The following is a 23,675-nucleotide window of genomic DNA, read 5'->3' as shown; positions in this document are numbered from 1 at the left end:
CGCTCACGCCTTTTCGCGGAACATCTCGATAATGGCTGAGAAATCCTTTCCCCCATTACCCTGCTTTTCGAAGAGCGAATAAAGCTGGGCCGCTTCCGCGCCGAGCGGCGTGGAGGCGCCGCTTTCCAGCGCCGCCTCCTGTGAGAGCTTGAGATCCTTCAGCATTAGGGCCGCGGCGAACCCCGGTTTATAGCCGTTATTGGCGGGCGAGGTCGGCACCGGCCCGGGCACCGGGCAATAGGTATTGATCGACCAGCACTGGCCTGATGAGGTTGAAGCGACGTCGAACAGCGCCTGATGCGAAAGGCCCAGTCTCTCGGCCAGCACAAAGGCCTCGCAGACGCCGACCATGGAGATGCCGAGGATCATATTGTTGCAGATCTTCGCCGCCTGGCCCGCACCCGCCTCGCCGCAGTGGACGATCTTCTTTCCCATCGCCTCGAGGATCGGCTTTGCCCTGGCGAAAGCCTCATCCGAGCCGCCCGCCATGAAAGTCAGCGTACCCGCGCTTGCGCCGCCGGTCCCGCCGGAAACGGGCGCATCGAGCGACTGGCAGCCTGCTGCCTTGGCCATCTCATGCGCCTTGCGGCTGCTCTCGACATCGATGGTCGAGCAATCGATGACAAGCGTATCTTGCGCCGCGGTTTGCAGGATGTCCGTCCAGGCCGTCAGCACATGACGGCCCTGCGGCAGCATTGATATGACGATCTCGGCGTCCTTGACTGCCTGGCTGGCATGGCTGGCCGGTTTGACGCCGCTCGCCTCGGCCGCCTTCAGCACGGAGGCTGCGAGATCGAAGCCGAGGACCTCGTGACCTGCCTTGACGAGATTGGCCGCCATCGGCCCGCCCATATTGCCGAGCCCGATGAATGCGATCCTTGCCATGGTCTTCTCCTATCGGTTGTCTTCGAGGATCATCGCCGCTGCCTTTTCGGCGATCATGATCGTCGGCGAATTGGTGTTGCCCGAGGTGATCGACGGCATCACCGAAGCGTCGGCGATCCTGAGCTTGCCGAGCGCCCTGAGTTTCAGCCGGGGGTCGACGACGCTGTCCCTGTCGACGCCCATGCGGCAGGTGCCAACCGGATGAAAGATCGTCGTGCCGATATCGCCAGCCGCCCGCTCCAGATCGGCCTCCGTTTGATAGAGGGGGCCTGGCTTGAACTCCTCCGGTTTGAAACGGGCAAAGGACGGTTGGGCGACGATCTTGCGCGTCAAACGTATTGAGCGCACAGCTATGTCACGATCGCGCTGCGTCGAGAGGTATTTCGGGCTGATCGTCGGCTGGGCGGCAAAATCCGGGCTCGACAAGTGGACCGAGCCGCGGCTTTCCGGCCTCAGATTGCAGACGCTCGCGGTGATCGCCGGGAAAGGGTGGACGGGATCCCCGAATTTCTCCAGCGATACCGGCTGTACGTGATATTGCAGATCCGGGGTTTCGCGGTCGGGGCCCGAGCGGGTGAAGATGCCGAGCTGGCTCGGTGCCATCGCCATCGGCCCAGAGCGGCGGACGAGATATTCGAGCCCGATCGCGGCCTTGCCGATCAGCCTCGTCGCCTTCTCGTTCAGCGTAGGAACGCCCGTCACCTTGTAGGCCAGGCGCAGTTGCAGATGGTCCTGCAGGTTCTCGCCAACCCCCTTCACCTCGCTGACGACGTCGACGCCCGCCTGCCGGAGTACTTCGCCCCTGCCGATTCCCGACAGTTCGAGAACATGCGGCGAACCGATCGAACCGGCCGAAAGCACCGTTTCTTTCGCCGCATAAGCGCGCTTCGCAGCGCCTTGGTGCTGGAATTCGACGCCGACAACTGCCCCCTCCTCCACCAGCAGCCGCCGGACCTGCGCCTTGGTCAGGACCGTCAGGTTCGAGCGCCGCATTGCCGGGCGCAGAAAGGCCTTTGACGTGTTCCAGCGAATGCCGGAGCGCTGGTTGACATCGAAATAGCCGGATCCTTCATTGCTGCCGCGGTTGAAATCTTCCGTCTCCGGAATGCCGGCTTCCCTGGCGGCCTGCTGGAAGGCATCGAGCACGGCCCAACGCACGCGGGCCTTCTCGATGCGCCATTCGCCGCCAGCCCCGTGCATTTCGTCGGCGCCGCGGTAAAAATCCTCGGACTTGCGGAAGAATGGCAGAACGTCATCCCAGCCCCAGCCGGTGCAGCCCATCTGCCGCCAGAGGTCGTAGTCGCGCGCCTGGCCGCGCATGTAGATCATGCCGTTGATCGAGGAGCAGCCGCCGAGCACCTTGCCGCGCGGATAGCTGAGCGCCCGGCCGTTCAGCCCCGCCTCCGGCGCGGTGGTGAAGCACCAGTCGGTGCGCGGATTGTTGATGCAGTAGAGATAACCGACCGGGATATGAATCCAGTGGTAGTTGTCGCTGCCACCGGCTTCGAGCAGCAGAACGCGGCTTCTGCCATCGGCCGACAGCCGGTTGGCGAGTACGCAGCCGGCGCTGCCTGCCCCGATGATGATATAGTCGTAGCGATCCATGCCCCTCACGAAACTCCAGATGCTTCTCGCCTCCCTTCCCCGTGAGTCGGGGAGAGGGAACGTCGCGACGCCGCCGCCTGTCTCAAAGGACGCCCGTTAGCGGCGATAGACGAAGCCCAGATTCCGACCCAGTCGCGAGGCGTAGAATTCGCCGATGATGCCGCGGCGGAAGATCAGCACGCAGATCATGAAGACGACGCCGGTGATGATCGTCACCGGAAATTCCGACGTGGCGAGATAATTCTGCAGCGCCACCACCAGCCCGGCTCCGAAGAGCGGCCCGACCAAGGTGCCGATACCGCCGAGCAGCGTCATCAGGATCACCTCGCCCGACATCTGCCAGGCGACGTCGGTCAAGGTCGCGAACTGAAAGACCAGGGATTTCATCGCACCGGCCAACCCCGCCAGCGCTGCCGACATGACGAAGGCCCCGAGCTTGTAGCGTGCGACGGAATAGCCGAGCGAAGTGGCGCGATTCTCGTTCTCGCGGATCGATTTCAGGATCATGCCGAAGGGCGAATTGATGAATCGCCAGATGATCAGGATGCCGACGAGGAACACTGCCAGCACGAAATAATACATGTTGGTCGAGTTGTTCAGGTCGATAAAGCCGAAGAGATGACCACGCGGCACCGACTGGATGCCGTCCTCGCCCTCCGTGAACTCGGCCTGCAGGCAGAAGAAGAAGAACATTTGCGACAAGGCCAGCGTGATCATCGCAAAATAGATGCCCTGGCGGCGGATGGCGAAGAAGCCCATGACCAGCCCGAGAAAGGCCGCCCCCGCCACGCCGATCAGGATGCCGAGCTCCGGCGGCAGGCCCCAGGATTTCACCGTATAGGCGGTGAAATAGGCCGCCCCCCGAAGAAGGTGGCATGGCCGAAGGAAAGCAGGCCGGTATAGCCCAGCAGCAGATTGAAGGCGCAGGCAAAGAGTGCGAAGCAGAGAAGCTTCATCAGAAAGATCGGATAGAAGAAGAAGGGCGCCAGCAACAGGAACAGCAGTCCCGCAAGAAGGAAGCCCGCCTGCACCGACAGGGCGGTCCGGCTCTTTTCCGTTCGGATGGTTTCGGTGATGTCAGCCATGTCAAGCATCCCGGCCGAAGAGGCCCGCGGGCCTGATGAGAAGCACGATCGCCATGATGACAAAGATCACCGTGTTGGAGGCCTCGGGATAGAAGACCTTGGTCAGGCCCTCGGCAATGCCGAGCACGTAACCGGTTACGATCGCGCCCATGATCGACCCCATGCCGCCGACCACGACCACGGCGAAGACGACGATGATCATGTTCGAGCCCATCAGCGGCGAGACTTGGTAGATCGGCGCCGCCAGCACGCCGGCAAAGGCAGCGAGACCGGCGCCGAGCGCATAAGTGAATGTCAGGAGCATCGGCACGTTGACGCCAAAGACCTGCACCAGCACGGCGTTCTCCGTGGCTGCCCTCAGATATGCCCCGAGCTTGGTCTTCTCGATCAGCAGCCATGTGCCGAGGCAGACCACGAGCGAGACGACGACCACCCAGCCGCGATAGATCGGCAGGAACATGAAGCCGAGATTGGCGCCGCCGGCAAGGGCAGCCGGCGTCGCATAAGGCTGGCCGGATGAGCCGTAGAGATAGCGGAAGGTGCCCTCGACGGAGAGCGCCAGCCCGAAGGTGAAGAGCAGGCCGTAGAGCGGATCCAGGTCATAGAGCCGGCGCAGGAACAGCCGCTCGATGACCGCTCCGGCAAGACCGACGATAACAGGCGCCAGGATCAGCGACGGCCAGTAGCCGATGCCGGCATAGGTCAAGAGCAGATAGGCAACGAAGGCGCCGAGCATATATTGCGCGCCGTGGGCGAAATTGATCACCCTGAGCAGGCCGAAGATGATGGCGAGGCCGAGGCTGAGCAGCGCATAAAACGAGCCGTTGATCAGGCCGATCAGCAACTGGCCGAGCAGCGCCTGCAGGGGAATGCCGAAGATCATCGTCATCTGGTCACACTCCCAGAACCTTGTGCAGCGTATCCATGCGCTGCGGCAGTTCGCCTACCGGGAATTCCGACACCATCTGCCCATGATCCATCAGATAGAAGCGATCGGCAATACGGCTGGCGAAACGGAAATTCTGCTCGACGAGCAGGATCGTCATGCCGCGCTCCTTGAGTTTTTTCAGCACCTCGCCGATCCGCTGGACGATAACCGGGGCAAGCCCTTCCGTCGGCTCGTCGAGAATGAGCAGCCTGACGCCGGTGCGCAGGATGCGCGCGATGGCCAGCATCTGCTGCTCACCCCCGGACAGCTTGGTGCCCGGACTGCCGCGGCGCTCGTAGAGATTGGGAAAGAGCTCGTAGATTTCGTCCAACGTCATGCCGCCCTGCGCCACGACGGGCGGCAGCAGCAGGTTTTCCGAGACGGTGAGCGTGGAAAAGATGCCGCGCTCCTCCGGCACGAAGCCGATGCCCCGGTGTGCTGTCTTGTGCAGCGGCACCTGTATCAGGTCGCTGCCGGCAAAGCTGATCCTGCCCTTGCGGGCGCGCACGATGCCGGTGATGGTGCGAAGGGTCGTCGTCTTGCCGACGCCGTTGCGGCCGAGAATGGTAATCGTTTCACCCTCGCCGACATGCATGTCGACGCCGTGCAATATGTGGCTTTCGCCATACCAGGCGTTGAGGCCCTTGACCTCGAGGAGAGCGGCCATCAGTGCTGCTCCTCCGTGCCCATATAGGCCTCGCGCACGCGCTCGTCCTGGCTGACGGTGGCATAGTCGCCCTCGGCAAGGATCTCGCCGCGCTGCAAGACGGTGACGTGCTGGCAGATATTGGCGACGACGGAAAGATTGTGCTCGACCATCAGCACCGCCCGGTCACGCGCGACGTCACGGATGATCGCGGAGACGACGCCGACATCCTCATTGCCCATGCCAGCCATCGGCTCGTCGAGAAGCAGCACCTTCGGATCGAGTGCCAGCGTCGTGGCGATCTCAAGCACACGCTTGCGACCATAGGAAAGATCGGCGGCGAAATGGTCGCGCTCCTTGGAAAGGCCGACGCTCGCAAGCAGTTGCTCGGCGCGCTCGTTCAGCCGGTCGAGTGCCGACAGCGGCCGCCAGAACTGCGTTGACAGATGGTTCGGCCGCTGTAGCGCCACGCGCACATTGTCGAGGACGGAGAGATGCGGGAAGACCGCCGAGATCTGAAAGGAGCGCACCAGTCCCATGCGCGCCACCCTGTCGGGCGGCGTTCCGGTAATATCGGTATCCAGCAGGGTGATCGTGCCTGCCGTCGGTTGCAGGAACTTCGTCAACAGGTTGAAGACCGTGGTCTTGCCGGCCCCGTTGGGGCCGATCAGCGCATGCACGCTCGCGTCGTGCACATCGAGATCGACGTTTTTCACCGCCGTGAAGCCGCCGAAATCGCGGCGCAGGCCGCGGGCTGACAATACCACCCGCGGCTTGGCCTGAGTTTCAATCGCGGAAACCGCCATCGTCCTTACTTCACCAGATCGCAGCCGCTCTTGGCGGGATCGATATAGGCTTCCTTGCCGGGAATGGTGGCGAGAACGTTGAAGTAATCCCAAGGCTCCTTGCTGTCGGCCGGCTTCTTGACCTGCAGCAGATACATGTCGTGAATCATCCGGCCATTGGCGCCGACGGTGCCGCCGCGGCCGAAGACGTCGTCGACCGGCATTTCATGCAGCTGCTTGGCGACAGCTTCCGTCTCGTCGGTGCCGGCTTTCTGAACCGCCTTCAAATATTGCGTCACCGCCGAATAGGTACCCGCATGGACCATGTTCGGCATCTTGCCGGTGCGGTCGAAGAACTTCTTGGCGAAGGCGCGGCTTTCGTCGTCGCGGTTCCAGTAGTAGCCCTCCGTCAGCGTCAGGCCCTGCGCCGCCTCGAGGCCGAGCCCATGGACTTCGGCAAGCGTGAAGAGCAGCGCCGCCAGATGCTGCCCGCTCTGGGTAATACCGAATTCGGCCGCCTGCTTGATGGCGTTCGAGGTATCGAGGCCGGCATTGGCGAGGCCGATCACCTTGGCGCCCGATGACTGCGCCTGCAGCAGGAAGGATGAGAAGTCCTGGCTCGACAGCGGATGGCGGACGGCGCCGACGACCGTGCCGCCGCTCGTCTTGACATATTCACTGGTCTGCTGCTCCAGCGAATAACCGAAGGCATAGTCGGCGGTCAGGAAGAACCAGCTGTCGCCGCCCTGCTTGACGAGCGCGCCGCCGGTACCGACGGCCAGAGCGTGCGTATCGTAAGCCCAGTGGAAGCCGTAAGGCGAGCACGCCTTGCCGGTAAGATCGGTCGTCGCCGCGCCGGTGACGATGTCGATCTTCTTCTTCTCCTTGGCGATCGCCTGCACAGCGAGCGCTACGGAGGAGGTCGTCAATTCCATGATCGCATCCACCTGCTCGGTGTCATACCATTGGCGGGCGATGTTGGAGGCAATATCCGGCTTGTTCTGGTGGTCGGCATCGACGATTTCGACCGGCACATCAAGCACCTTGCCGCCGAAATCCTCGACCGCCATCTTGGCAGCCTCGACGGAAGATTTTCCGCCAAAGTCGGCATAGACGCCCGACTGGTCGTTCAGGATGCCGATCTTGACCTTGCCGTCGGTCGCGCTCTGCGCGAGCACCGCCGTGCTGCTCGCAAGCAGAAATGCAACTGATGCAATGAGATTCTTACGCATATTCTCTCCTCCCAGAGATGAGCCAGATTGCGGGTCTGTTCAGATTTGGCCGGTCGCACTCCTCAGAACGACCGCCCCTCGTCCTACGATCATGGAAATTCTCGCCTGAAGCAACGGGTGGTTTACAACTAATTCCAAACAGTATCTGTTCATTTTTGCACAGAAAGAAAGCTGCACGATTTCGATCCAAAGCTCAGGAAGCGCCAGGAGTCAGCGCTCAGCGCTAGAACTAGGGCAGTTTGCGCGATTGTGCAGGCATGGACGAACGGAACAATCATCCTTCGGCCGTTCGGCTCCCGGCGGGATTTCGGCGCGTTCAGGCTGCCCTCACTTCCATTGCGTCCCATTGTCAGCCGCGCAGCCATAGGGAGGCAAGGCGCCGCCAAAGCTTTCCTTCAGTTTGGCGCAGCCCCAGGCATTGATCGGGCTAGGCATGGCCGTGTTGAGCGTGATGCCGACTTCGTCATAGGGACTGTCGGTGTTGGTGACGTAGCGATACCAACGAAAACCAATAATCACGACGAAAGCGAGAGCGATCGTCAGCAGCAGGCGAACCAATTTTTTCATCAATATTTCCTCAGGATGCAAACGCGGCCGTGTAGCATTCACGCATGGAAGCTGAAAGCGCTGCCGCCGACGAATCAACGGAGTTGTCGCTGCCGAGGCATCGGGCTCATCAAGACCAAGGCTTCATCCGAACCGTCAGCCGCGACTCCACTTATCGAAGGTAAAAATAGAGATAAAACAATGAATTGTTTCAATCGCGGTGGATCATGTTATTTGTTGCCGGTTGTTGAACGAAGGGAATGGCGATGAGCAATTCATCACAATTTACCTGGGACGATCTGCAGTTTTTTCTCGCCGTTGCCCGCACCGGCCAGCTCTCGACGGCCGCCCGCCAGCTGCGCTCCAGCCATGCCACCGTCTCACGCCGCATCGACCGGCTGGAATTTGCACTCAAGGTCAAATTGTTCGAGCGCAATCCGCGCGGTTACGTATTGACCGCCATGGGCACGCGCTTCATCGAGACGGCCGAGCGGATGGAGCAGGAAACCGAGCGGCTACGCGCCGACCTTGCCGACGGTTCGATGGCGCAGCGCGGCCTCGTGCGCCTCAGCGCGCCGGAAGGCTTTGCCAATTTCTTTTTCGCGACCGTGCTGCCGCGGTTTGCCGCCCAGCATCCGCATCTCTCGCTCGAGCTGGTGACGATCCAGCAGATCATGTCGCTGTCGCGCAAGGAGGCCGATCTTTCCGTTGTGCTCGACGAGCCTAAAGGCGGGCCTTATTTCGCGGAGAAGCTGACAGACTATCACCTGCAGATTTACGGCTCGCGCGACTATCTGGCAAAGGCGCCTGCCATCACCTGCCGCGACGATCTGCTTGAACATCCGTTCGTCAGCTATATCGAGGAAATGATTTTCGCGCCCGGCCTGGATTATCTCAGCGATGTGCATCCGCGCATCAAGCCGCAGTTCCAGAGCTCCAGCATCTTCGCGCAGCTCACCGCCACCCGAAATGGTCTCGGTCTCTGCATCCTGCCCTATTTCTTCGCCAGCCGTTATCCGGAGCTCGTGCGTGTGCTGCCCGAGGAGATCGACCTCAAGCGCCACTACTGGATCACCTGCCATCGCGACCTGAAACAGGCGCCGCGCGTGCGCGCCGTCATCGACTTCCTGCGCGAGGCCGTGCGTAGCGAAGATGCGCGCTTCGTGCCGCCTTATATCGTCGCCGGAAATTCCACACGCAGGTCGGAATCCGAAAGCTGACTACTTGAGAAACTCGGCCCGGTGCGGCGTGAAGGTATCGATCAGCCGGCCCCTTTCCAGTGCCTTGACGCCATGCACTAGATTGGGCGGCACAATGAAACTGCCACCCTGCCGCAGCACTTGGGTCCTTCCATCGATCGTCACCTCGAAGCTGCCTTCTGCGACATAGCTTGCCTGGATGTGCGGGTGCGAATGGGCAGCACCCACGGCGCCGCTTTCGAACGCCACTTCCACCATCATCATCTCGGGCAGATAGGTCATGATGCGTCTGGTGACGCCGGGCTCCGGAGTGACCCATTCGGCGCCTTCGGCCGATACGAACAGATCGCTTGATGACATTTCCGCCTCCTCATTCCAGAATCGAACGCGGGCAAAGTGGATCATGCCGCAGCTTTTGAAAAGATGGTGGCCCCCTTCTTTTCCATCGAACCGCCCTCTGTTGACGCGGTCGATGGGCGGGTCTATGGCCAGTTGACGAGGCAGCCTGATGAATGGTGAGGAGACGCCGCCATGCAGCATACGCGCGAGGTTTTCGACTGGGCCGACCCATTGCGCCTGGTGGAGCAGCTGACCAACGAGGAGCGCATGGTGCAGGATACCGCCCATGCCTATGCGCAGCAAAAACTCGCCCCCCGCGTACTCGACGCCTTTCGCAATGAAAGGACCGACCCGGCCATCTTCCGCGAAATGGGCGAACTCGGCCTGCTCGGCCCGACGATTTCACCCGATTATGGCGGCGCCGGTCTCGGTTATGTCGCCTACGGCCTGATCGCTCGCGAGGTCGAACGGGTCGACAGCGGCTACCGTTCGATGATGAGCGTGCAGTCCTCGCTGGTCATGGTGCCGATCGAAACCTTCGGCTCCAAGGCACAAAAGCTGAAATACCTGCCGAAACTGGCGACAGGCGAATGGATCGGCTGCTTCGGCCTGACCGAGCCCGACCATGGCTCCGACCCCGGCTCGATGGTGACGCGCGCCAAGAAGGTCGACGGCGGCTACAGCCTCACCGGCTCGAAGACCTGGATCTCAAATGCGCCGATCGCCGATGTCTTCGTTGTTTGGGCAAAGACCGAGGATGGCCTCATCCGCGGCTTCATTCTCGAAAAGGGCTGGAAGGGGCTCTCGGCGCCTGCCATCCACGGCAAGGTAGGCTTGCGTGCTTCGATAACGGGCGAAGTCGTGATGGATGGGGTCTTCGTGCCCGAGGAGAACCTGCTGCCCGGCGTTACCGGCCTCAAAGGCCCATTCACCTGCCTCAACTCCGCCCGCTTCGGCATTGCGTGGGGCGCGCTTGGCGCGGCCGAGGATTGTTATGCCAGAGCCCGGCAATACACGCTCGAGCGCAAGCAGTTCGGCCGGCCGCTCGCCGCCAACCAGCTGATCCAGAAGAAGCTCGCCGACATGGCGGCGGAAATCGCGCTCGGCCTCCACGGCTGCCTGCGGCTCGGCCGCATGAAGGAGGCAGGCCATCCGCCGGTGGAGCTGACCTCGATCCTCAAGCGCAACAGCTGCGGCAAGGCGCTTGACATCGCGCGCGCCGCCCGCGACATGCTCGGCGGCAACGGTATCTCCGACGAATTTGGCATCGCCCGCCATCTCGTCAACCTCGAAGTGGTCAACACCTATGAGGGCACGCACGACATCCACGCGCTGATCATTGGCCGGGCGATCACCGGCATCGCCGCCTTTGCGAACTGAAAATCGGCGGGTGCCGGCGAATTGCCACGCGCCTGACAATATGCAACCTTCCCTGCTGCGGCTCAAAGGCCGGCAACGAGGGGATCGCGCATGTTTTTGCTTCTTGCATTGCTGATCGGCATTATTGCTGGCCTTCGCGCCATGACCGCGCCAGCTGCCGTCGCCTGGGGTGCGGCGCTCGGCTGGATCGACGTGTCGCAGACGCCGCTTGCCTTCATGGGCTACCGGTGGACGCCGTGGATCTTAACGGTTCTCGCCGTCGTCGAACTGATCACCGACCAGCTGCCGTCGACGCCGTCGCGCAAGGTGCCGGTGCAGTTCGCCGCCCGCATCATCACGGGAGCCCTTGCCGGCGCCACGATCGGGGCAGCCAGCAGCCTGCTTTTCGGCGGGCTGATCGCCGGCGTCATCGGCGCCGTCGTCGGCACCTATGGCGGCGCCGCCCTCCGCGCCAGGATTGCCGCCGCCTTCGGCAAGGATCTGCCCGCCGCCCTCATTGAAGATGCCGTTGCAGTTGTCGGCGCCGTGTTGATCGCGGGAGCCGTATCATGAAGAGCTTCGACGCCATCGTCATCGGCGCCGGCCAGGCCGGCCCGTTCCTCGCCGCCCGCATGGTCGAAAAGGGCATGAAGGTAGCGCTCGTCGAGCGCAAATATCTCGGCGGCACCTGCGTCAATGCCGGCTGCATGCCGACCAAGACGCTGGTCGCCAGCGCCCGCGCCGCCCATGTCGCAAGAACCGGCGCTGCCTACGGCGTCAATATCCCGGGCGACATCGGCATCGACATGAAGGTGGTGAGGGCCCGGGCCGAAACGGTGACGATGAATGCCCGCAACGGCCTGATCGGATGGTTTGACAGCATGGACGGCATGAGCGTGATCTACGGTCATGCCCGTTTCCAAGACGCGAAGACCATTCGCGTCAATGGGGAGACACTGACGGCGCCGCGCATTTTCCTCAATGTCGGCGCCCGGCCCGTCATCCCCGAACTGCCTGGTATCGACGAGGTCGATTACCTCACCAGCACGTCGATCATCGATCTCGACACGCTGCCGCGGCACCTTGCGGTGATCGGCGGCAGCTATATCGGATTGGAATTTGCGCAGATGTATCGCCGCTTCGGCGCCGATGTCAGCGTCATCGAGCACGGCCCGAAACTCGCCTCGCGCGAGGACGAGGATATATCGGACGCCATCGCCGACATCCTCCGCTCCGAAGGCATCGACGTCTATACCGACGCCGCCGACATCGCCTTCGCTCGTAATGGCAGCGGAATAAGCGTCACCGCCGGCGCGGCGGAGATCGAAGCAAGCCATGTGCTGATCGCCACCGGCCGCAAACCGAACACCGACGACCTTGGTCTCGACGCCGCCGGCGTGGCTACTGATAAGCGCGGCTATATCACCGTCGACGACAAGCTTGCCACCAATGTCGAGGGCATCTTCGCGCTCGGCGACTGCAACGGCCGCGGGGCCTTCACGCATACCTCCTACAATGATTTCGAGATCGCCGCCGCCAATCTTCTCGATGGCGACGACCGCAAGGTCTCGAGCCGCATCCCGGCCTATGCGCTCTACATCGACCCGCCGCTCGGCCGTGTCGGCATGACGGAGAAGCAGGCGCGTGCCTCCGGCCGCAGGATCATGGTCTCGACCCGGCCGATGAGCCGCGTCGGCCGGGCCAATGAACGCGGAGAGACCAAGGGCTTCATGAAGGTGATTGCCGATGCCGAGACCAAAGAGATCCTCGGCGCCGCGATCCTGGGCATTGAGGGTGACGAGGTGATCCACGGCCTGATCGATGCGATGAACGCGGGAACGACCTATCCCGCGCTGAAATGGTCGGTGCCGATCCACCCGACGGTGTCGGAGCTGATCCCGACGCTGCTTGGGGATTTGAAGCCGGTTTAGCTCCGACCTCTGGGCCAGGAACGTGTCCATCGAACTGCTGATCGAGAATTATGGCCTGCTTGCGATCTTCCTGGGCGCAGCCTTCGAAGGCGAGACGGCCGCCTTCCTTGGCGGCGTGATTGCCCACCGCGGATTGCTCTCTTATTGGTCGGCGTCGCTCGCGGCCGTCGCAGGCTCCTTCGCCGGCGATCAGTTCTGGTTCTTCGCCGGCCGTTATGCTGGCCAATGGGCTCCCGTCCGCCGGCTGATGGAGCGACCTGCCCTTGCCCGGGCAACCCGGCTGCTGGAAAAATATCAGACCGGTTTCATCTTGGCGTTCCGTTTTCTCGTCGGCTTGCGGACGATCAGCCCGATCGTCATCGGCACGACGCGGATCGCGACCGCAAAATTCGTTGTCCTGAATGCGGTAGCCGCGCTGGTATGGGGGCAGCTTTTCACCGCACTCGGTTATCTGTTCGGCCACGGTATCCAGCAGACATTGGGACACCTTCCCCTCCACCGACATCTGCTGATCGCGCTCGGAGCCGCGGCTGCAGTCGCGGGCGCGGCTCTTGTCTTTCGCAGAATGAAGCTCAGCGGCCACCCATAGCAGCGCTGCAGCGCCCTATTCCATGACGATCTGCAGCTTCACGTCGTTCGGCCGGGCTTCGACCGCGCGATCGAACGCCTTGATCGAATCGTCGAACTTGAACGTCTCCGATATCAGCGGTTTCAGATCGACGCGGCCCGAGGCGAGCAGGGCGATCGATCGCTCATATTGATGGGCATAGCGAAACACCGTTTCGATGCGGATTTCCTTGGTGGATGCCGTCGAAACGTCGAAGCCGATCGGATTGACCGGCAGGCCGACGGCGACGATAACGCCGCCCGGGCGCGGCAGCGTTATGATCGTCTCCCAGGCCTTGGGCGACCCCGAGCATTCAAAGACGACATCCGCACCCCAGCCGTCGGTCAGCCGGGCGACTTCTTCGACCAGGTTCTTCTCGCGGATGTTGACCGGAATGACGCCTTGGTACTGGGCGGCGATATCGAGTTTCGGCTGCGCCAGATCGGCGAGGATCGCCCTGGCGCAGCCGCCGGCGAGGGCGGCAATCGCCACCATCGTGCCGATTGGCCCGGCTCCCAGCACTACGGCGGTATCGCCGGGCGCGATATTCGCCTTGGCCGCAGCCTGCATGCCGACCGCGAAGGGCTCGACCATGGCGCCTTCGGCGAAGCTGACATTGTCGGGCAGCTTGAAAGTGTAATTGGCAGGATGCACCACTTCGGGCGTCAGCACCCCATGGATCGGCGGCGTCGCCCAGAAGCTGACGGCGGGATCGATATTGTACATGCCGAGCCGGCTCGCCTTGGAGTTCGGATCGGGGATGCCGGGCTCCATGCAGACACGGTCGCCTACTTTCAGATGTGTGACACCGGCCCCCACCTCGACCACCGTGCCGGCCGCCTCATGGCCGAGCACCATCGGCGCGTTGACGACGAAGGGGCCGATCTTGCCGTGGGTGTAATAATGAACGTCCGAACCGCAGACGCCGACGGTATGAATCTTGATCTTTACCTGACCCGGTCCCGTTTCCAGGGGCAGATCGATATCGCGGAGCGCAAGCTCATGCTGGCGCTCCAGCACCAGCGCACGGACTTTGGTCATTGTCGATTTCCTTCTCGATGGCCCCGGAGATTCAGAGGGTGCCGTTGAGGCGACTATAAGATGGTAAGGCGCTTCAATTCAATCGCCGACGCAAGCTTTTGCCCACCGCGCGACGAAATGCTCAGATGCGTAGCCCGAAAGATAACTGCCGATAGACCTCTGTATGATTCCGGAAGGGCACAGCGCGGAGTACAGTCTTAATCATCAGCCACCGGCAGGCTAGAAGGGCGATAAAGCTATGAAGCATGACAACGACAATGTTCGCGTAGACCGGCTTTCCCCGAGGATCTTGAGACCGCTCCGAAAATTCTGGCGCAGATTGGTGGCCGATTGGAACGCCGCCCTTCAGAGGGACAACCCGGGGCTGCCAATGCGCGTCATTCTGCGGACGCGGGATCGAAATCGCCCCCGGCAGCATTACTAGCATGCAGGCCCGCATGGCGCGCCGGAAGCATGACGGCTCCCGGCGCCAGTGGAACGGCAATATAGGAAAGCCATCATGAAGTCGGTCGTGTCATTCTGCCTGTTCGCATCGCTGCTGTTGGCCGCCAACCAGGCGGCCGCGGCGCTGGAACAAGCATCACTGCCCTCACAGCAGCAGGAAGAAGAGCTCGTACCGGCCAATGTCGAGCTAACCTTCAGCGGTCCCGTCGATCTTGCCCGCTCGACCGCCACCTTGCTCGATCCTCAAGGCAGGACGCTTCCCCTGGGCAAGCCGTTCCTCTCCGGCCCCGACGGATCCATTTTCAAGATCCCGCTCGATCCCGCCATGGCGCCTGGCCTCTACACCCTCGACTGGCGCGTCCTCTCGATGGACGGCCGCAGCGCCGAAGGCCGTTACCAGTTCCGGGTCGAGCCTTGATTTTCAAGATCGCGCCAGGTTCTCGTTTCCGCTCTAGCCGCCTGAAAGCATTTATAAGATTTTTATATTGATGCCGTTTCGGCCGTCTCGAACCTTTATGCGCTCCGGCTCCATATTGGTGCCCGAGAGATCCAAGGATCATCTCCACGCCAGAAAGCATGAAAGGCAGTCTCCAACGGCGGCCCTTTGTCTTGTCTGACTCCAACAGAACAACAGGAGTCACGATCATGATGGATACCATTCTGCTCGGCACCGCGTTCCTATTTTTCGCGCTGTGCTTTGCCTATGTCGGAACCTGCGACAGGCTCTAAGGAGAAACGACGATGACCCTCGATTATGTCCTGAGCGGCGCCGTAACCGTGTTTCTCACCGTTTACCTCACTTACGCTCTCTTACGCCCAGAACGCTTCTGAAAACCGGCGCTTTCCAGGCCGCGCACGTGCGACCGAGAACTAGCCGGCTATTGAAAGTTTAAATCCATGACCCTCAACGGATGGCTTCAGATCCTGCTCTATTGCGGGATCGTCCTTTTGCTCGTCAAACCGCTCGGCGGCTACATGACGCATGTCTATAACGGCGAGCGAACTTTCCTCTCGCCCGTCCTCGTACCAATCGAACGCGGGCTCTACCGCATGGCCGGCACCAGCGAAGGAGAAGAACAGCATTGGACCTCCTATGCCTTCGCCATGCTGATGTTCAACCTGCTCGGTGTCCTCGTCCTCTACGCGCTGATGCGCCTGCAGGGCGTTCTGCCCTACAATCCGGCCGGCATGGCCGCCGTCCCGCCGGAGCTTTCCTTCAATACCGCCGTCAGTTTTCCCACAAATACCAACTGGCAGAATTACGGCGGCGAAAGCACCATGTCCTACCTCACGCAGATGGCGGGTTTGACGGTGCAGAATTTCCTTTCCGCCGCAACCGGCATGGCCATCGCCGTCGCCTTCATTCGTGCCTTTGCACGGTCGTCCGGCAAGGCGATCGGCAATTTCTGGGTGGATATGATCCGCGGCACGCTCTACATCCTGCTGCCGATCTGCATCGTGCTGACGCTCGTCTTCGTCTATCTCGGCGTGCCGCAGACGCTCGGCCCCTATGTCAATGCGACGACGCTCGAAGGCACACAGCAGACGATCGCGGTCGGCCCCGTCGCCTCGCAGCTTGCCATCAAGATGCTCGGCACCAACGGCGGCGGTTTCTTCAACGCCAATTCCGCCCATCCTTTCGAAAATCCCGACGCACTCTCCAATTTGATCCAGATGGTCTCGATCTTCGCGATCGGAGCGGCTCTCACCAACGTCTTCGGCCGCATGGTCGGCAATCAGCGCCAGGGCTGGGCGATCCTCGCCACCATGGGTGTCCTCTTCATTGCGGGCGTCATCGTCACCTATTGGGCGGAAGCCGCCGGCAATCCACTGATGCATGCTTTCGGTCTGCAGGGCGGCAACATGGAGGGCAAGGAGGTCCGCTTCGGCATCGTGCTGTCCTCGCTATTCGCCGTCATCACCACAGCTGCGTCCTGCGGCGCGGTAAATGCCATGCATGGCAGCTTCACCGCACTCGGCGGCCTTATCCCGCTGATCAACATGCAGCTCGGCGAAATCATCGTCGGCGGTGTCGGCGCCGGCTTCTACGGCATCCTCCTCTTCATCACCGTCGCCGTCTTCGTCGCGGGCCTGATGGTCGGCCGCACGCCGGAATATCTCGGCAAGAAGATCGAGGCGAAGGAAATGAAGATGGCCGTCCTTGCCATCCTCTGCCTGCCACTCGCCATGCTCGTTTTCACCGCGATCGCTACGGTCTTGCCAGGCGCCGTCGCCTCGATCGGCACCGCCGGCCCGCACGGCTTCTCCGAGATCCTCTATGCCTATACCTCGGCCGCGGCCAATAACGGCTCGGCCTTCGGCGGCCTCACGGGCAATACGCCCTGGTACAACATCACACTCGGCATCGGCATGCTTGCCGGCCGTTTCCTGGTCATCATACCGGCCCTTGCCATCGCAGGTTCGCTGATCACCAAAAAGGCCGTTCCGGCTTCAGCAGGTACCTTCCCGACGGACGGTCCGCTCTTTGTCGGTCTGCTCGTCGGTACGATCCTGATCGTCGCTGGCCTGACCTTTTTCCCGGCGCTGGCCCTCGGCCCGATCGTCGAGCATCTGGTCATGATTGCCGGCCAGACCTTCTGAGGTGATGCCGTGACGCTCCGTAACAAGTTGCACCGCCATCCCCGTTTTCAAAGCTGGAGTCTCTTATGAGCCAGGCAAAGACCGCGAGCATCATGGATTCTCGCATTCTCATTCCGGCCGTTGGCGCCGCCTTCAAGAAGCTCGACCCGCGCGCCCTTGTCAGAAATCCCGTCATGTTTGTCGTGGCCACCGTTTCCGTGCTGACCACCGTCCTCTTCCTGCGCGACCTCATCGCCGGCAACGGCAATCTCGGCTTCTCTTTCCAGATCAACCTTTGGCTCTGGTTTACCGTGCTCTTTGCCAATTTCGCCGAGGCCGTCGCCGAAGGCCGCGGCAAGGCGCAAGCGGATTCATTGCGCAAGGCACGCACCGAAACCCAAGCCAAGCTCATCACTGCCAACAATGGCACCGACTACCGCATGGTGCCCGGAACCAGCCTCAAGATCGGCGATATCGTGCTCGTTGAGGCCGGTGACATCATCCCCTCTGATGGTGAAGTCATCGAAGGCGTGGCCTCCGTCAACGAAGCGGCGATCACAGGCGAATCCGCCCCCGTCATCCGCGAATCCGGCGGCGACCGTTCGGCGGTGACAGGCGGCACCCAGGTGCTCTCAGACTGGATCCGCGTGCGTATCACCGCGGCCGCCGGCTCGACCTTCCTCGACCGGATGATCTCGCTTGTCGAAGGGGCGCAGCGCCAGAAGACACCGAACGAGATCGCACTCAACATCCTGCTCGCTGGCATGACGCTGATCTTCGTGCTTGCCACCGCGACGATCCCGAGCTTTGCCATCTATGCCGGCGGCTCGATCCCGATCATTGTGCTCGTCGCGCTTTTTGTCACGCTGATCCCGACGACGATCGGCGCGCTCTTGTCGGCGATCGGCATTGCCGGCATGGACCGCCTCGTCCGCTTTAACGTGCTCGCCATGTCCGGCCGCGCCGTCGAGGCAGCCGGCGACGTCGACACGCTGCTGCTCGACAAAACCGGCACGATCACCCTCGGCAACCGCCAGGCGACGGCCTTCCACCCGGTGCGCGGCGTTTCCGAGCAGGAACTCGCCGATGCCGCCCAGCTTGCCTCGCTTGCCGACGAAACGCCGGAAGGCCGCTCCATCGTCGTCCTCGCCAAGGAAAAATATGCGATCCGTGGCCGCGACATGGCGAGCCTCAAGGCTAGCTTCGTGCCCTTCACCGCCCAGACCCGCATGAGCGGCGTCGATCTCGAAGGCGCCTCGATCCGCAAGGGCGCCGTCGATACCGTGCTTGCCTATGTCAACGGCAACGCGCCTTCGAAGAACAGCGGCGGGCTCGTCCGCGAGCTGCAGTCGATATCAGACGAGGTAGCCAAGTCAGGCGGCACGCCGCTCGCCGTTGCCCGCGACGGCAGGCTGCTCGGCATTATCCAGCTGAAGGACGTCATCAAGGGCGGCATCCGCGAACGCTTCACCGAACTGCGCCGCATGGGTATCCGCACGGTGATGATCACCGGCGACAACCCGCTGACGGCAGCGGCCATCGCCGCAGAGGCCGGCGTCGACGACTTCCTCGCCCAGGCGACGCCGGAGATGAAGCTGGCGCTGATGCGCGACGAACAGGCCAAGGGCAAGCTCGTCGCCATGTGCGGCGACGGCACCAACGATGCCCCAGCGCTTGCCCAGGCCGATGTCGGCGTCGCCATGAACACCGGCACGGTCGCCGCCCGCGAGGCCGGCAACATGGTCGATCTCGACTCGGACCCGACGAAGCTGATCGAGATCGTCGAGATCGGCAAGCAGCTGTTGATGACGCGCGGCGCGCTGACGACCTTCTCGATCGCCAACGACATCGCCAAGTACTTCGCCATCATCCCGGCGATGTTCCTGGCCTTCTACCCGCAGCTCGGCACCCTCAACATCATGGGATTGTCGACGCCGCAGAGTGCCATCCTCTCGGCGATCATCTTCAACGCCCTGATCATCATCGCGCTGATCCCGCTGTCGCTGAAGGGTGTCCGCTACCGGCCGATCGGCGCCGGCGCGCTCTTGTCGCGCAACCTGCTGATCTACGGCCTCGGCGGCATCATCGTTCCCTTCATCGGCATCAAGGCCATCGACATGGCCGTCGCGGCCCTCGGCCTGGCCTGAACACGTCAAGGAGCAAGAACATGTTGAAAGAACTTCGCCCGGCAGTCGTGATGATCGTCGCCACCATGGCCATCACCGGACTTCTCTATCCGCTTGCGATGACAGGTGCTGCCCAGGCGCTCTTTCCCATTCAGGCAAACGGCAGCTTGATCGAGAAGAACGGCCAGGTGATCGGGTCGACGCTGATCGGCCAGGCCTTCAATAGCGACCAATATTTCCACGGCCGTCCCTCGGCCGCCGGCGACGGCTACAATGCCGCCGCCTCCGGCGGCTCGAACCTCGGTCCGACCAGCCAAAAGCTGATCGACCGCGTGAAGGGCGATTATGAAGACGCCAAGGCGGCGAACCCGAACGCCGAAGTGCCCGCCGACCTCGTCACCGCCTCGGGCAGCGGGCTCGATCCCCATATCTCGCCCGAGGCCGCTTACTTCCAGGTGCCGCGCGTCGCCAAGGCGCGAGGCCTTGATGAGGGGAAGGTCAAGGCGCTGGTCGACCGCGCCATTCACGACCGCGAACTCGGCATCCTCGGCGAACCCACCGTCAATGTTCTGGCGTTGAACCAAAGCCTTGATAATTCTATGACTGAGTGAAGTTTGGCAGGTTTAGTGCGGCTTGACGACAAGGCCAACTCTCCGTCATCCCTCGGGCTTGACCCGGGGATCCATGCCGCAGCTACCGGTGGATGCGGCAGTGGATGCTCGGCTCAAGGCCGAGCATGACGGAGGGTTGGGCGGGCGTGACGCACCGCTTACGGTGAAGACACTTGTGTCAGGAATTTCGGCCCGCCAGCTGAACCAAACAATGCCGGCACCTCGGCTGCACTGAGTTGATGAGGGTACGGACGTAACGCATTCTCGGTGGCCATCTGCAGAAAGACCACACACATGCCAGACGACAATCGCGACCAGGCCGGCAGGCCCTCGCCCGATGCCCTTCTCGAAAGAGCCCGGGCAGAGATGCGCGGCCGTCTGAAGATTTTCCTCGGCGCCGCCCCAGGTGTCGGCAAGACCTACGAAATGCTGATCTCCGGCCGTGCCAAGATCGCCGACGGTCTCGACGTCGTCATCGGCGTCGTCGAAACCCACGGCCGCAAGGAGACCGAGGCGCTGCTCGCCGGTTTCGAGATCATCCCCCGAGCCAAAATCGACTATAAGGGCCGCCCGCTCGAGGAAATGGACCTCGACGGCATCCTCGCCCGCAGACCCGATCTCGTGCTGGTCGACGAACTCGCCCATACCAATGCCGAGGGCAGCCGTCATCCGAAGCGCTACCTCGATGTCAAGGAATTGCTCGATCGCGGCATCGACGTCTACACGACGCTCAACATCCAGCATGTCGAAAGCCTGAACGACGTCGTCTCTCAGATCACCCGGATCCGCGTGCGTGAGACGGTGCCGGATTCGATCATCGACCTTGCCGACGACGTCGAGATCATCGATCTGACCCCGGACGATCTGATCAAGCGGCTGCATGACGGCAAGGTCTACGTGCCCCGCACCGCCGAGCGGGCGCTGACCAACTATTTCACCCCGGGCAACCTGACGGCGCTGCGAGAACTGGCGCTGCGAAAGACCGCCCAGCGCGTCGACGATCAGCTGCTCACCCATATGCAGGCTCACGCGATCTCCGGCCCATGGGCGGCAGGTGAACGTGTCCTCGTCTCCGTCGACCATCACCCACGCTCCGCCTCGCTGGTGCGATATGCAGCCCGCATGGCCTCGCGCCTGCGTGCGCCCTGGGCCGCCGTCTATGTCGAGACCAACCGTTCGGTCAATCTGACCGAAGTCGAGCGCGACACCGTTGCCGCGACGCTGCGTCTTGCGGAACAGCTCGGCGGCGAGGCGATTACCATTCCCGGCCGCGAAGTGGCCGAAGAGCTCGTCCGCCATGCCACCGCCAACAACGTCACCCACATCGTCATCGGCGCTCCCAAGGCGGCGACATGGCGCGACTGGTGGAGCCGTTCGATCACCGACGAGCTGATCCGCAAGACCGGCGAGATCAGCGTCCATGTCATTTCAGGCAATGAGAAGGACGGCACCACCGCACGCGGGGTCCGGGCGGCGGCCTCCGCTCCCCAGTTTGATTTCAGAGCCTATCTGCTGGCGACCGTCTATGTCGCCGTCGCGCTCGCTGTCAGCATCGTGCTCGACCAGGTGCTCGACGTGCGCAACCTCGCACTCGTCTTCCTTATGGCGGTTCTGACCTCCGCCGTCCTGCATGGGCTACGGCCGGCGCTCTACAGCTGTATTCTCGGTGCACTGTCCTTCAACTTTTTCTTCCTGCCGCCGCGCTACACGCTGACGATTAGCGATCCGGAAAGCGTGCTTGCCCTATTCTTCTTTCTGGGCGTCGCGATCATTGCCAGCAACCTGACCGCGACCGTTCAGCGTCAGGCTGCCGCCGCCAGGCAGCGGGCGCGCACGACGGAAGATCTCTATCTTTTCTCAAAGAAGCTCGCCGGCACCGGCACGCTTGACGACGTGCTCTGGGCGACCGCCTTCCAGCTCGCCTCGATGCTGAAGGTCCGCGTCGTGTTGCTCTTGCCGGAAGAGGGCAGCATCGCCGTCAAGGCCGGTTACCCGCCCGATGATACGCTCGACGATGCCGATATCGCCGCCGCCCGCTGGGCCTGGGAGCACAATCACGCCGCCGGCCGCGGCGCCGATACCCTGCCCGGCGCCAAACGCCTCTATGTGCCCCTCAGAACGGGCCGCACCGCAGTCGGTGTCATCGGCCTCGACAGCGACCGCCGCGACGGGCCGCTGCTGACGCCTGAGCAGCAGCGGCTGCTCGACGCGCTGGCCGACCAGGCGGCCCTCGCAATCGAACGCGTCCAGCTCGTTGCCGATGTCGACCGGGCAAGGCTCGCTGCCGAAGCGGACCGGCTGCGTTCGGCCCTGCTCACCTCAATATCGCATGACCTGAAAACACCGCTTGCCGCCATCCTCGGCGCCGCCGGCACATTGCGTAATTATTTTGCCGCCATGCCGGAGGAGGATCGCAGCGATCTGCTCTCCACCGTCGTCGACGAATCCGAGCGCCTCAACCGTTTCATTGCCAACCTTCTCGATATGACCAAGATCGAATCCGGTGCGATGGAGCCGAATTTCGCGCTGCATTATCCCGGCGATATCGTCGGCAGTGCGCTGCGCCGCGCCGGAAAGATCCTCGAGCACCACAAGGCCGAGACGAGTTTTCCCGCTGACCTGCCGATGGTGCGTGTTGATGCCGTCCTGTTCGAGCAGGTGATCTTCAACCTTCTCGACAATGCCGCGAAATATGCCCCTGAGGGATCGGTGGTCCACATCGAGGGCTGGGCCGATGCCGATAACGTCGTCCTGCAAGTCACGGACGAGGGCCCGGGCATTCCGGCGGCCGATCTCACCCGTCTCTTCGACACCTTCTACCGTGTGCGCAAGGGCGATCAGGTGCGCGCCGGCACCGGCCTCGGCCTGTCCATCTGCCGCGGCTTCATCGAGGCGATGGGCGGCACGATCACCGCCGGAAACCGGGCGAGCCGCCCCGGCGCGGTCTTCACCATCCGTCTGCCGAAACCCAACGACATACCGAAACTGGATGAACTCAAATGACCGGTTCAGCCGTCAAAATCCTCGTCGTCGACGACGAGCCTCCGATACGCAAACTGCTCCGCGTCGGCCTGACCGCACAAGGCTATGAAGTACAGGAGGCGCCGAATGCCTCGAGCGCGCGTCAGGCGGTCGCCGACTCCAGGCCCGACCTCATCTTGCTCGATCTCGGCCTGCCGGACATATCGGGCCATGACCTGCTGCAGGCATGGCGAGACGAAGGGCATTCCATACCCGTCGTCATCCTGTCCAGCCGCACCGATGAGGCAGGCATCGTCAAGGCGCTGGAAAGCGGCGCCGACGATTACGTCACCAAGCCCTTCGGCATCAACGAACTTGGTGCCCGCATCCGCGTGGCGCTGCGCCATCGCTTGCAGCAGCAGGGCGAAAAGGCGATCTTCCAGACTGGCGGGCTATCGGTCGACCTCGTCAAGCGCATCGTCAAGGTTGACGGCGAGGAGATTAAATTGTCGCCGAAGGAATATGACATCCTGCGCGTGCTCGCCCAGCATGCAGGCAAGGTGCTGACACACCAGTTTCTCTTAAAGCAGGTATGGGGGCCGGCAGCCGATGTGCAATATCTGCGCGTCTACATCAGGCAGCTCAGGCAAAAGGTCGAGCAAAGTCCCGACCAGCCGCACTATATCACCACCGAGACCGGCGTCGGCTATCGGCTCAGGGAACCGGACTGATCTCTCTCTCCCGGTGTTCGACAACACTTATCGA

21 protein-coding genes and 1 pseudogene are annotated in these 23,675 nt (G+C 62.3%); 12 read left to right on the top strand and 10 right to left on the bottom strand.

The features are described 5' to 3' along the window. Positions 1-3: 3 nt before the first annotated feature. The 8 genes and pseudogenes from mmsB to J2J98_RS25125 form a co-directional block, all read right to left on the bottom strand. Positions 4-885: a 3-hydroxyisobutyrate dehydrogenase gene (mmsB, locus tag J2J98_RS25160; RefSeq protein WP_207603549.1), complete on the bottom strand. Its 882-nt coding sequence runs from the start codon at positions 883-885 to the stop codon at positions 4-6. Between the two features lie 9 nt (positions 886-894). Continuing rightward, the gene (locus J2J98_RS25155; protein ID WP_207603548.1) at positions 895-2,490 is read right to left on the bottom strand and encodes a GMC family oxidoreductase; all 1,596 of its coding nucleotides are present in this window, start codon (positions 2,488-2,490) and stop codon (positions 895-897) included. A 96-nt stretch (positions 2,491-2,586) separates the two neighbouring features. Continuing rightward, positions 2,587-3,575: pseudogene (locus J2J98_RS25150) on the bottom strand (branched-chain amino acid ABC transporter permease). A 1-nt stretch (position 3,576) separates the two neighbouring features. Continuing rightward, complete coding sequence (locus J2J98_RS25145) at positions 3,577-4,464, bottom strand: branched-chain amino acid ABC transporter permease (protein WP_064707167.1); 888 nt, start codon at positions 4,462-4,464, stop codon at positions 3,577-3,579. 4 nt (positions 4,465-4,468) lie between these two features. Beyond that, positions 4,469-5,170 carry an ABC transporter ATP-binding protein gene (locus J2J98_RS25140; protein WP_207603547.1) on the bottom strand — a complete coding sequence of 234 codons (702 nt, stop codon included), beginning with the start codon at positions 5,168-5,170 and terminating at the stop codon, positions 4,469-4,471. Next, on the bottom strand, positions 5,170-5,955 hold the full coding sequence (locus tag J2J98_RS25135; protein ID WP_207603546.1) for an ABC transporter ATP-binding protein: 786 nt from the start codon (positions 5,953-5,955) through the stop codon (positions 5,170-5,172). The genes J2J98_RS25140 and J2J98_RS25135 overlap by 1 nt, the downstream gene beginning before the upstream one ends. A 5-nt stretch (positions 5,956-5,960) precedes the next feature. After that, a complete protein-coding gene (locus J2J98_RS25130; RefSeq protein WP_064707170.1) occupies positions 5,961-7,166 on the bottom strand; it encodes an ABC transporter substrate-binding protein in 1,206 nt (401 codons plus the stop codon). 327 nt (positions 7,167-7,493) lie between these two features. Beyond that, positions 7,494-7,733, bottom strand: coding sequence for a hypothetical protein (locus J2J98_RS25125; RefSeq protein WP_064713385.1), 240 nt, complete (start codon positions 7,731-7,733; stop codon positions 7,494-7,496). 245 nt (positions 7,734-7,978) lie between these two features. On the opposite strand from J2J98_RS25125, the gene J2J98_RS25120 reads away from it, so the two are divergent. Continuing rightward, positions 7,979-8,932, top strand: a complete 954-nt coding sequence (locus J2J98_RS25120) for a LysR family transcriptional regulator (protein WP_064713451.1) — start codon at positions 7,979-7,981, stop codon at positions 8,930-8,932. Here the strand turns inward: J2J98_RS25120 and J2J98_RS25115 are convergent, their stop codons facing one another. After that, positions 8,933-9,271 (bottom strand): cupin domain-containing protein, encoded by a 339-nt coding sequence (locus J2J98_RS25115; RefSeq protein WP_064707465.1) that lies wholly within the window; start codon positions 9,269-9,271, stop codon positions 8,933-8,935. It abuts the gene before it with no gap. A 171-nt stretch (positions 9,272-9,442) separates the two neighbouring features. Here J2J98_RS25115 and J2J98_RS25110 point away from each other — a divergent pair, with 171 nt between their 5' ends. The 4 genes from J2J98_RS25110 (at position 9,443) to J2J98_RS25095 (ending at position 13,129) form a co-directional block, all read left to right on the top strand. Next, complete coding sequence (locus J2J98_RS25110; protein WP_138395679.1) at positions 9,443-10,630, top strand: acyl-CoA dehydrogenase; 1,188 nt, start codon at positions 9,443-9,445, stop codon at positions 10,628-10,630. A 90-nt stretch (positions 10,631-10,720) separates the two neighbouring features. Next, positions 10,721-11,182: a DUF4126 family protein gene (locus J2J98_RS25105; protein ID WP_138395680.1), complete on the top strand. Its 462-nt coding sequence runs from the start codon at positions 10,721-10,723 to the stop codon at positions 11,180-11,182. Beyond that, positions 11,179-12,540 (top strand): FAD-containing oxidoreductase, encoded by a 1,362-nt coding sequence (locus J2J98_RS25100; protein WP_207603545.1) that lies wholly within the window; start codon positions 11,179-11,181, stop codon positions 12,538-12,540. The genes J2J98_RS25105 and J2J98_RS25100 overlap by 4 nt, the downstream gene beginning before the upstream one ends. 22 nt (positions 12,541-12,562) lie before the next feature. Next, entirely contained in the window at positions 12,563-13,129 is a 567-nt protein-coding gene (locus J2J98_RS25095; protein WP_064707175.1) for a DedA family protein, read from the top strand. A 15-nt stretch (positions 13,130-13,144) separates the two neighbouring features. Here the strand turns inward: J2J98_RS25095 and J2J98_RS25090 are convergent, their stop codons facing one another. Continuing rightward, positions 13,145-14,188, bottom strand: a complete 1,044-nt coding sequence (locus J2J98_RS25090; RefSeq protein ID WP_064707176.1) for an NAD(P)-dependent alcohol dehydrogenase — start codon at positions 14,186-14,188, stop codon at positions 13,145-13,147. A 499-nt stretch (positions 14,189-14,687) separates the two neighbouring features. On the opposite strand from J2J98_RS25090, the gene J2J98_RS25085 reads away from it, so the two are divergent. The 7 genes from J2J98_RS25085 (at position 14,688) to J2J98_RS25055 (ending at position 23,641) form a co-directional block, all read left to right on the top strand. After that, positions 14,688-15,050: a copper resistance CopC family protein gene (locus J2J98_RS25085; protein WP_064707177.1), complete on the top strand. Its 363-nt coding sequence runs from the start codon at positions 14,688-14,690 to the stop codon at positions 15,048-15,050. 323 nt (positions 15,051-15,373) lie between these two features. Then, positions 15,374-15,463: a K(+)-transporting ATPase subunit F gene (locus tag J2J98_RS25080; protein WP_003547774.1), complete on the top strand. Its 90-nt coding sequence runs from the start codon at positions 15,374-15,376 to the stop codon at positions 15,461-15,463. 66 nt (positions 15,464-15,529) lie between these two features. Beyond that, the gene (gene kdpA, locus J2J98_RS25075) at positions 15,530-17,233 is read left to right on the top strand and encodes a potassium-transporting ATPase subunit KdpA (protein ID WP_064713383.1); all 1,704 of its coding nucleotides are present in this window, start codon (positions 15,530-15,532) and stop codon (positions 17,231-17,233) included. 65 nt (positions 17,234-17,298) lie between these two features. After that, positions 17,299-19,359, top strand: coding sequence for a potassium-transporting ATPase subunit KdpB (gene kdpB, locus J2J98_RS25070; protein WP_207603544.1), 2,061 nt, complete (start codon positions 17,299-17,301; stop codon positions 19,357-19,359). 20 nt (positions 19,360-19,379) lie between these two features. Next, positions 19,380-19,949, top strand: a complete 570-nt coding sequence (gene kdpC / locus J2J98_RS25065) for a potassium-transporting ATPase subunit KdpC (RefSeq protein WP_207603543.1) — start codon at positions 19,380-19,382, stop codon at positions 19,947-19,949. A gap of 294 nt (positions 19,950-20,243) precedes the next feature. Then, on the top strand, positions 20,244-22,952 hold the full coding sequence (locus tag J2J98_RS25060) for a sensor histidine kinase (protein WP_207603542.1): 2,709 nt from the start codon (positions 20,244-20,246) through the stop codon (positions 22,950-22,952). Beyond that, complete coding sequence (locus J2J98_RS25055; protein ID WP_138395689.1) at positions 22,949-23,641, top strand: response regulator transcription factor; 693 nt, start codon at positions 22,949-22,951, stop codon at positions 23,639-23,641. The genes J2J98_RS25060 and J2J98_RS25055 overlap by 4 nt, the downstream gene beginning before the upstream one ends. Positions 23,642-23,675 lie beyond the last annotated feature (34 nt).

It is taken from the genome of Rhizobium bangladeshense (genome assembly GCF_017357245.1).
Taxonomy (GTDB): Bacteria; Pseudomonadota; Alphaproteobacteria; order Rhizobiales; family Rhizobiaceae; genus Rhizobium; species Rhizobium bangladeshense.
The sequence above is the reverse complement of the archived record's forward strand: the minus strand, read 5'-3'. Positions and strand labels throughout refer to the sequence as shown.

What these genes read in the sequence shown, in the direction of transcription:
- mmsB (WP_207603549.1), bottom strand. Translation starts at nt 885, where the DNA reads ATGGCAAGGATCGCATTCATCGGGCTCGGCAATATGGGCGGGCCGATG.
- J2J98_RS25155 (WP_207603548.1), bottom strand. Translation starts at nt 2,490, where the DNA reads ATGGATCGCTACGACTATATCATCATCGGGGCAGGCAGCGCCGGCTGC.
- J2J98_RS25145 (WP_064707167.1), bottom strand. Translation starts at nt 4,464, where the DNA reads ATGACGATGATCTTCGGCATTCCCCTGCAGGCGCTGCTCGGCCAGTTG.
- J2J98_RS25140 (WP_207603547.1), bottom strand. Translation starts at nt 5,170, where the DNA reads ATGGCCGCTCTCCTCGAGGTCAAGGGCCTCAACGCCTGGTATGGCGAA.
- J2J98_RS25135 (WP_207603546.1), bottom strand. Translation starts at nt 5,955, where the DNA reads ATGGCGGTTTCCGCGATTGAAACTCAGGCCAAGCCGCGGGTGGTATTG.
- J2J98_RS25130 (WP_064707170.1), bottom strand. Translation starts at nt 7,166, where the DNA reads ATGCGTAAGAATCTCATTGCATCAGTTGCATTTCTGCTTGCGAGCAGC.
- J2J98_RS25125 (WP_064713385.1), bottom strand. Translation starts at nt 7,733, where the DNA reads ATGAAAAAATTGGTTCGCCTGCTGCTGACGATCGCTCTCGCTTTCGTC.
- J2J98_RS25120 (WP_064713451.1), top strand. Translation starts at nt 7,979, where the DNA reads ATGAGCAATTCATCACAATTTACCTGGGACGATCTGCAGTTTTTTCTC.
- J2J98_RS25115 (WP_064707465.1), bottom strand. Translation starts at nt 9,271, where the DNA reads ATGTCATCAAGCGATCTGTTCGTATCGGCCGAAGGCGCCGAATGGGTC.
- J2J98_RS25110 (WP_138395679.1), top strand. Translation starts at nt 9,443, where the DNA reads ATGCAGCATACGCGCGAGGTTTTCGACTGGGCCGACCCATTGCGCCTG.
- J2J98_RS25105 (WP_138395680.1), top strand. Translation starts at nt 10,721, where the DNA reads ATGTTTTTGCTTCTTGCATTGCTGATCGGCATTATTGCTGGCCTTCGC.
- J2J98_RS25100 (WP_207603545.1), top strand. Translation starts at nt 11,179, where the DNA reads ATGAAGAGCTTCGACGCCATCGTCATCGGCGCCGGCCAGGCCGGCCCG.
- J2J98_RS25090 (WP_064707176.1), bottom strand. Translation starts at nt 14,188, where the DNA reads ATGACCAAAGTCCGTGCGCTGGTGCTGGAGCGCCAGCATGAGCTTGCG.
- J2J98_RS25085 (WP_064707177.1), top strand. Translation starts at nt 14,688, where the DNA reads ATGAAGTCGGTCGTGTCATTCTGCCTGTTCGCATCGCTGCTGTTGGCC.
- J2J98_RS25080 (WP_003547774.1), top strand. Translation starts at nt 15,374, where the DNA reads ATGACCCTCGATTATGTCCTGAGCGGCGCCGTAACCGTGTTTCTCACC.
- kdpA (WP_064713383.1), top strand. Translation starts at nt 15,530, where the DNA reads ATGACCCTCAACGGATGGCTTCAGATCCTGCTCTATTGCGGGATCGTC.
- kdpB (WP_207603544.1), top strand. Translation starts at nt 17,299, where the DNA reads ATGAGCCAGGCAAAGACCGCGAGCATCATGGATTCTCGCATTCTCATT.
- kdpC (WP_207603543.1), top strand. Translation starts at nt 19,380, where the DNA reads ATGTTGAAAGAACTTCGCCCGGCAGTCGTGATGATCGTCGCCACCATG.
- J2J98_RS25060 (WP_207603542.1), top strand. Translation starts at nt 20,244, where the DNA reads ATGCCAGACGACAATCGCGACCAGGCCGGCAGGCCCTCGCCCGATGCC.
- J2J98_RS25055 (WP_138395689.1), top strand. Translation starts at nt 22,949, where the DNA reads ATGACCGGTTCAGCCGTCAAAATCCTCGTCGTCGACGACGAGCCTCCG.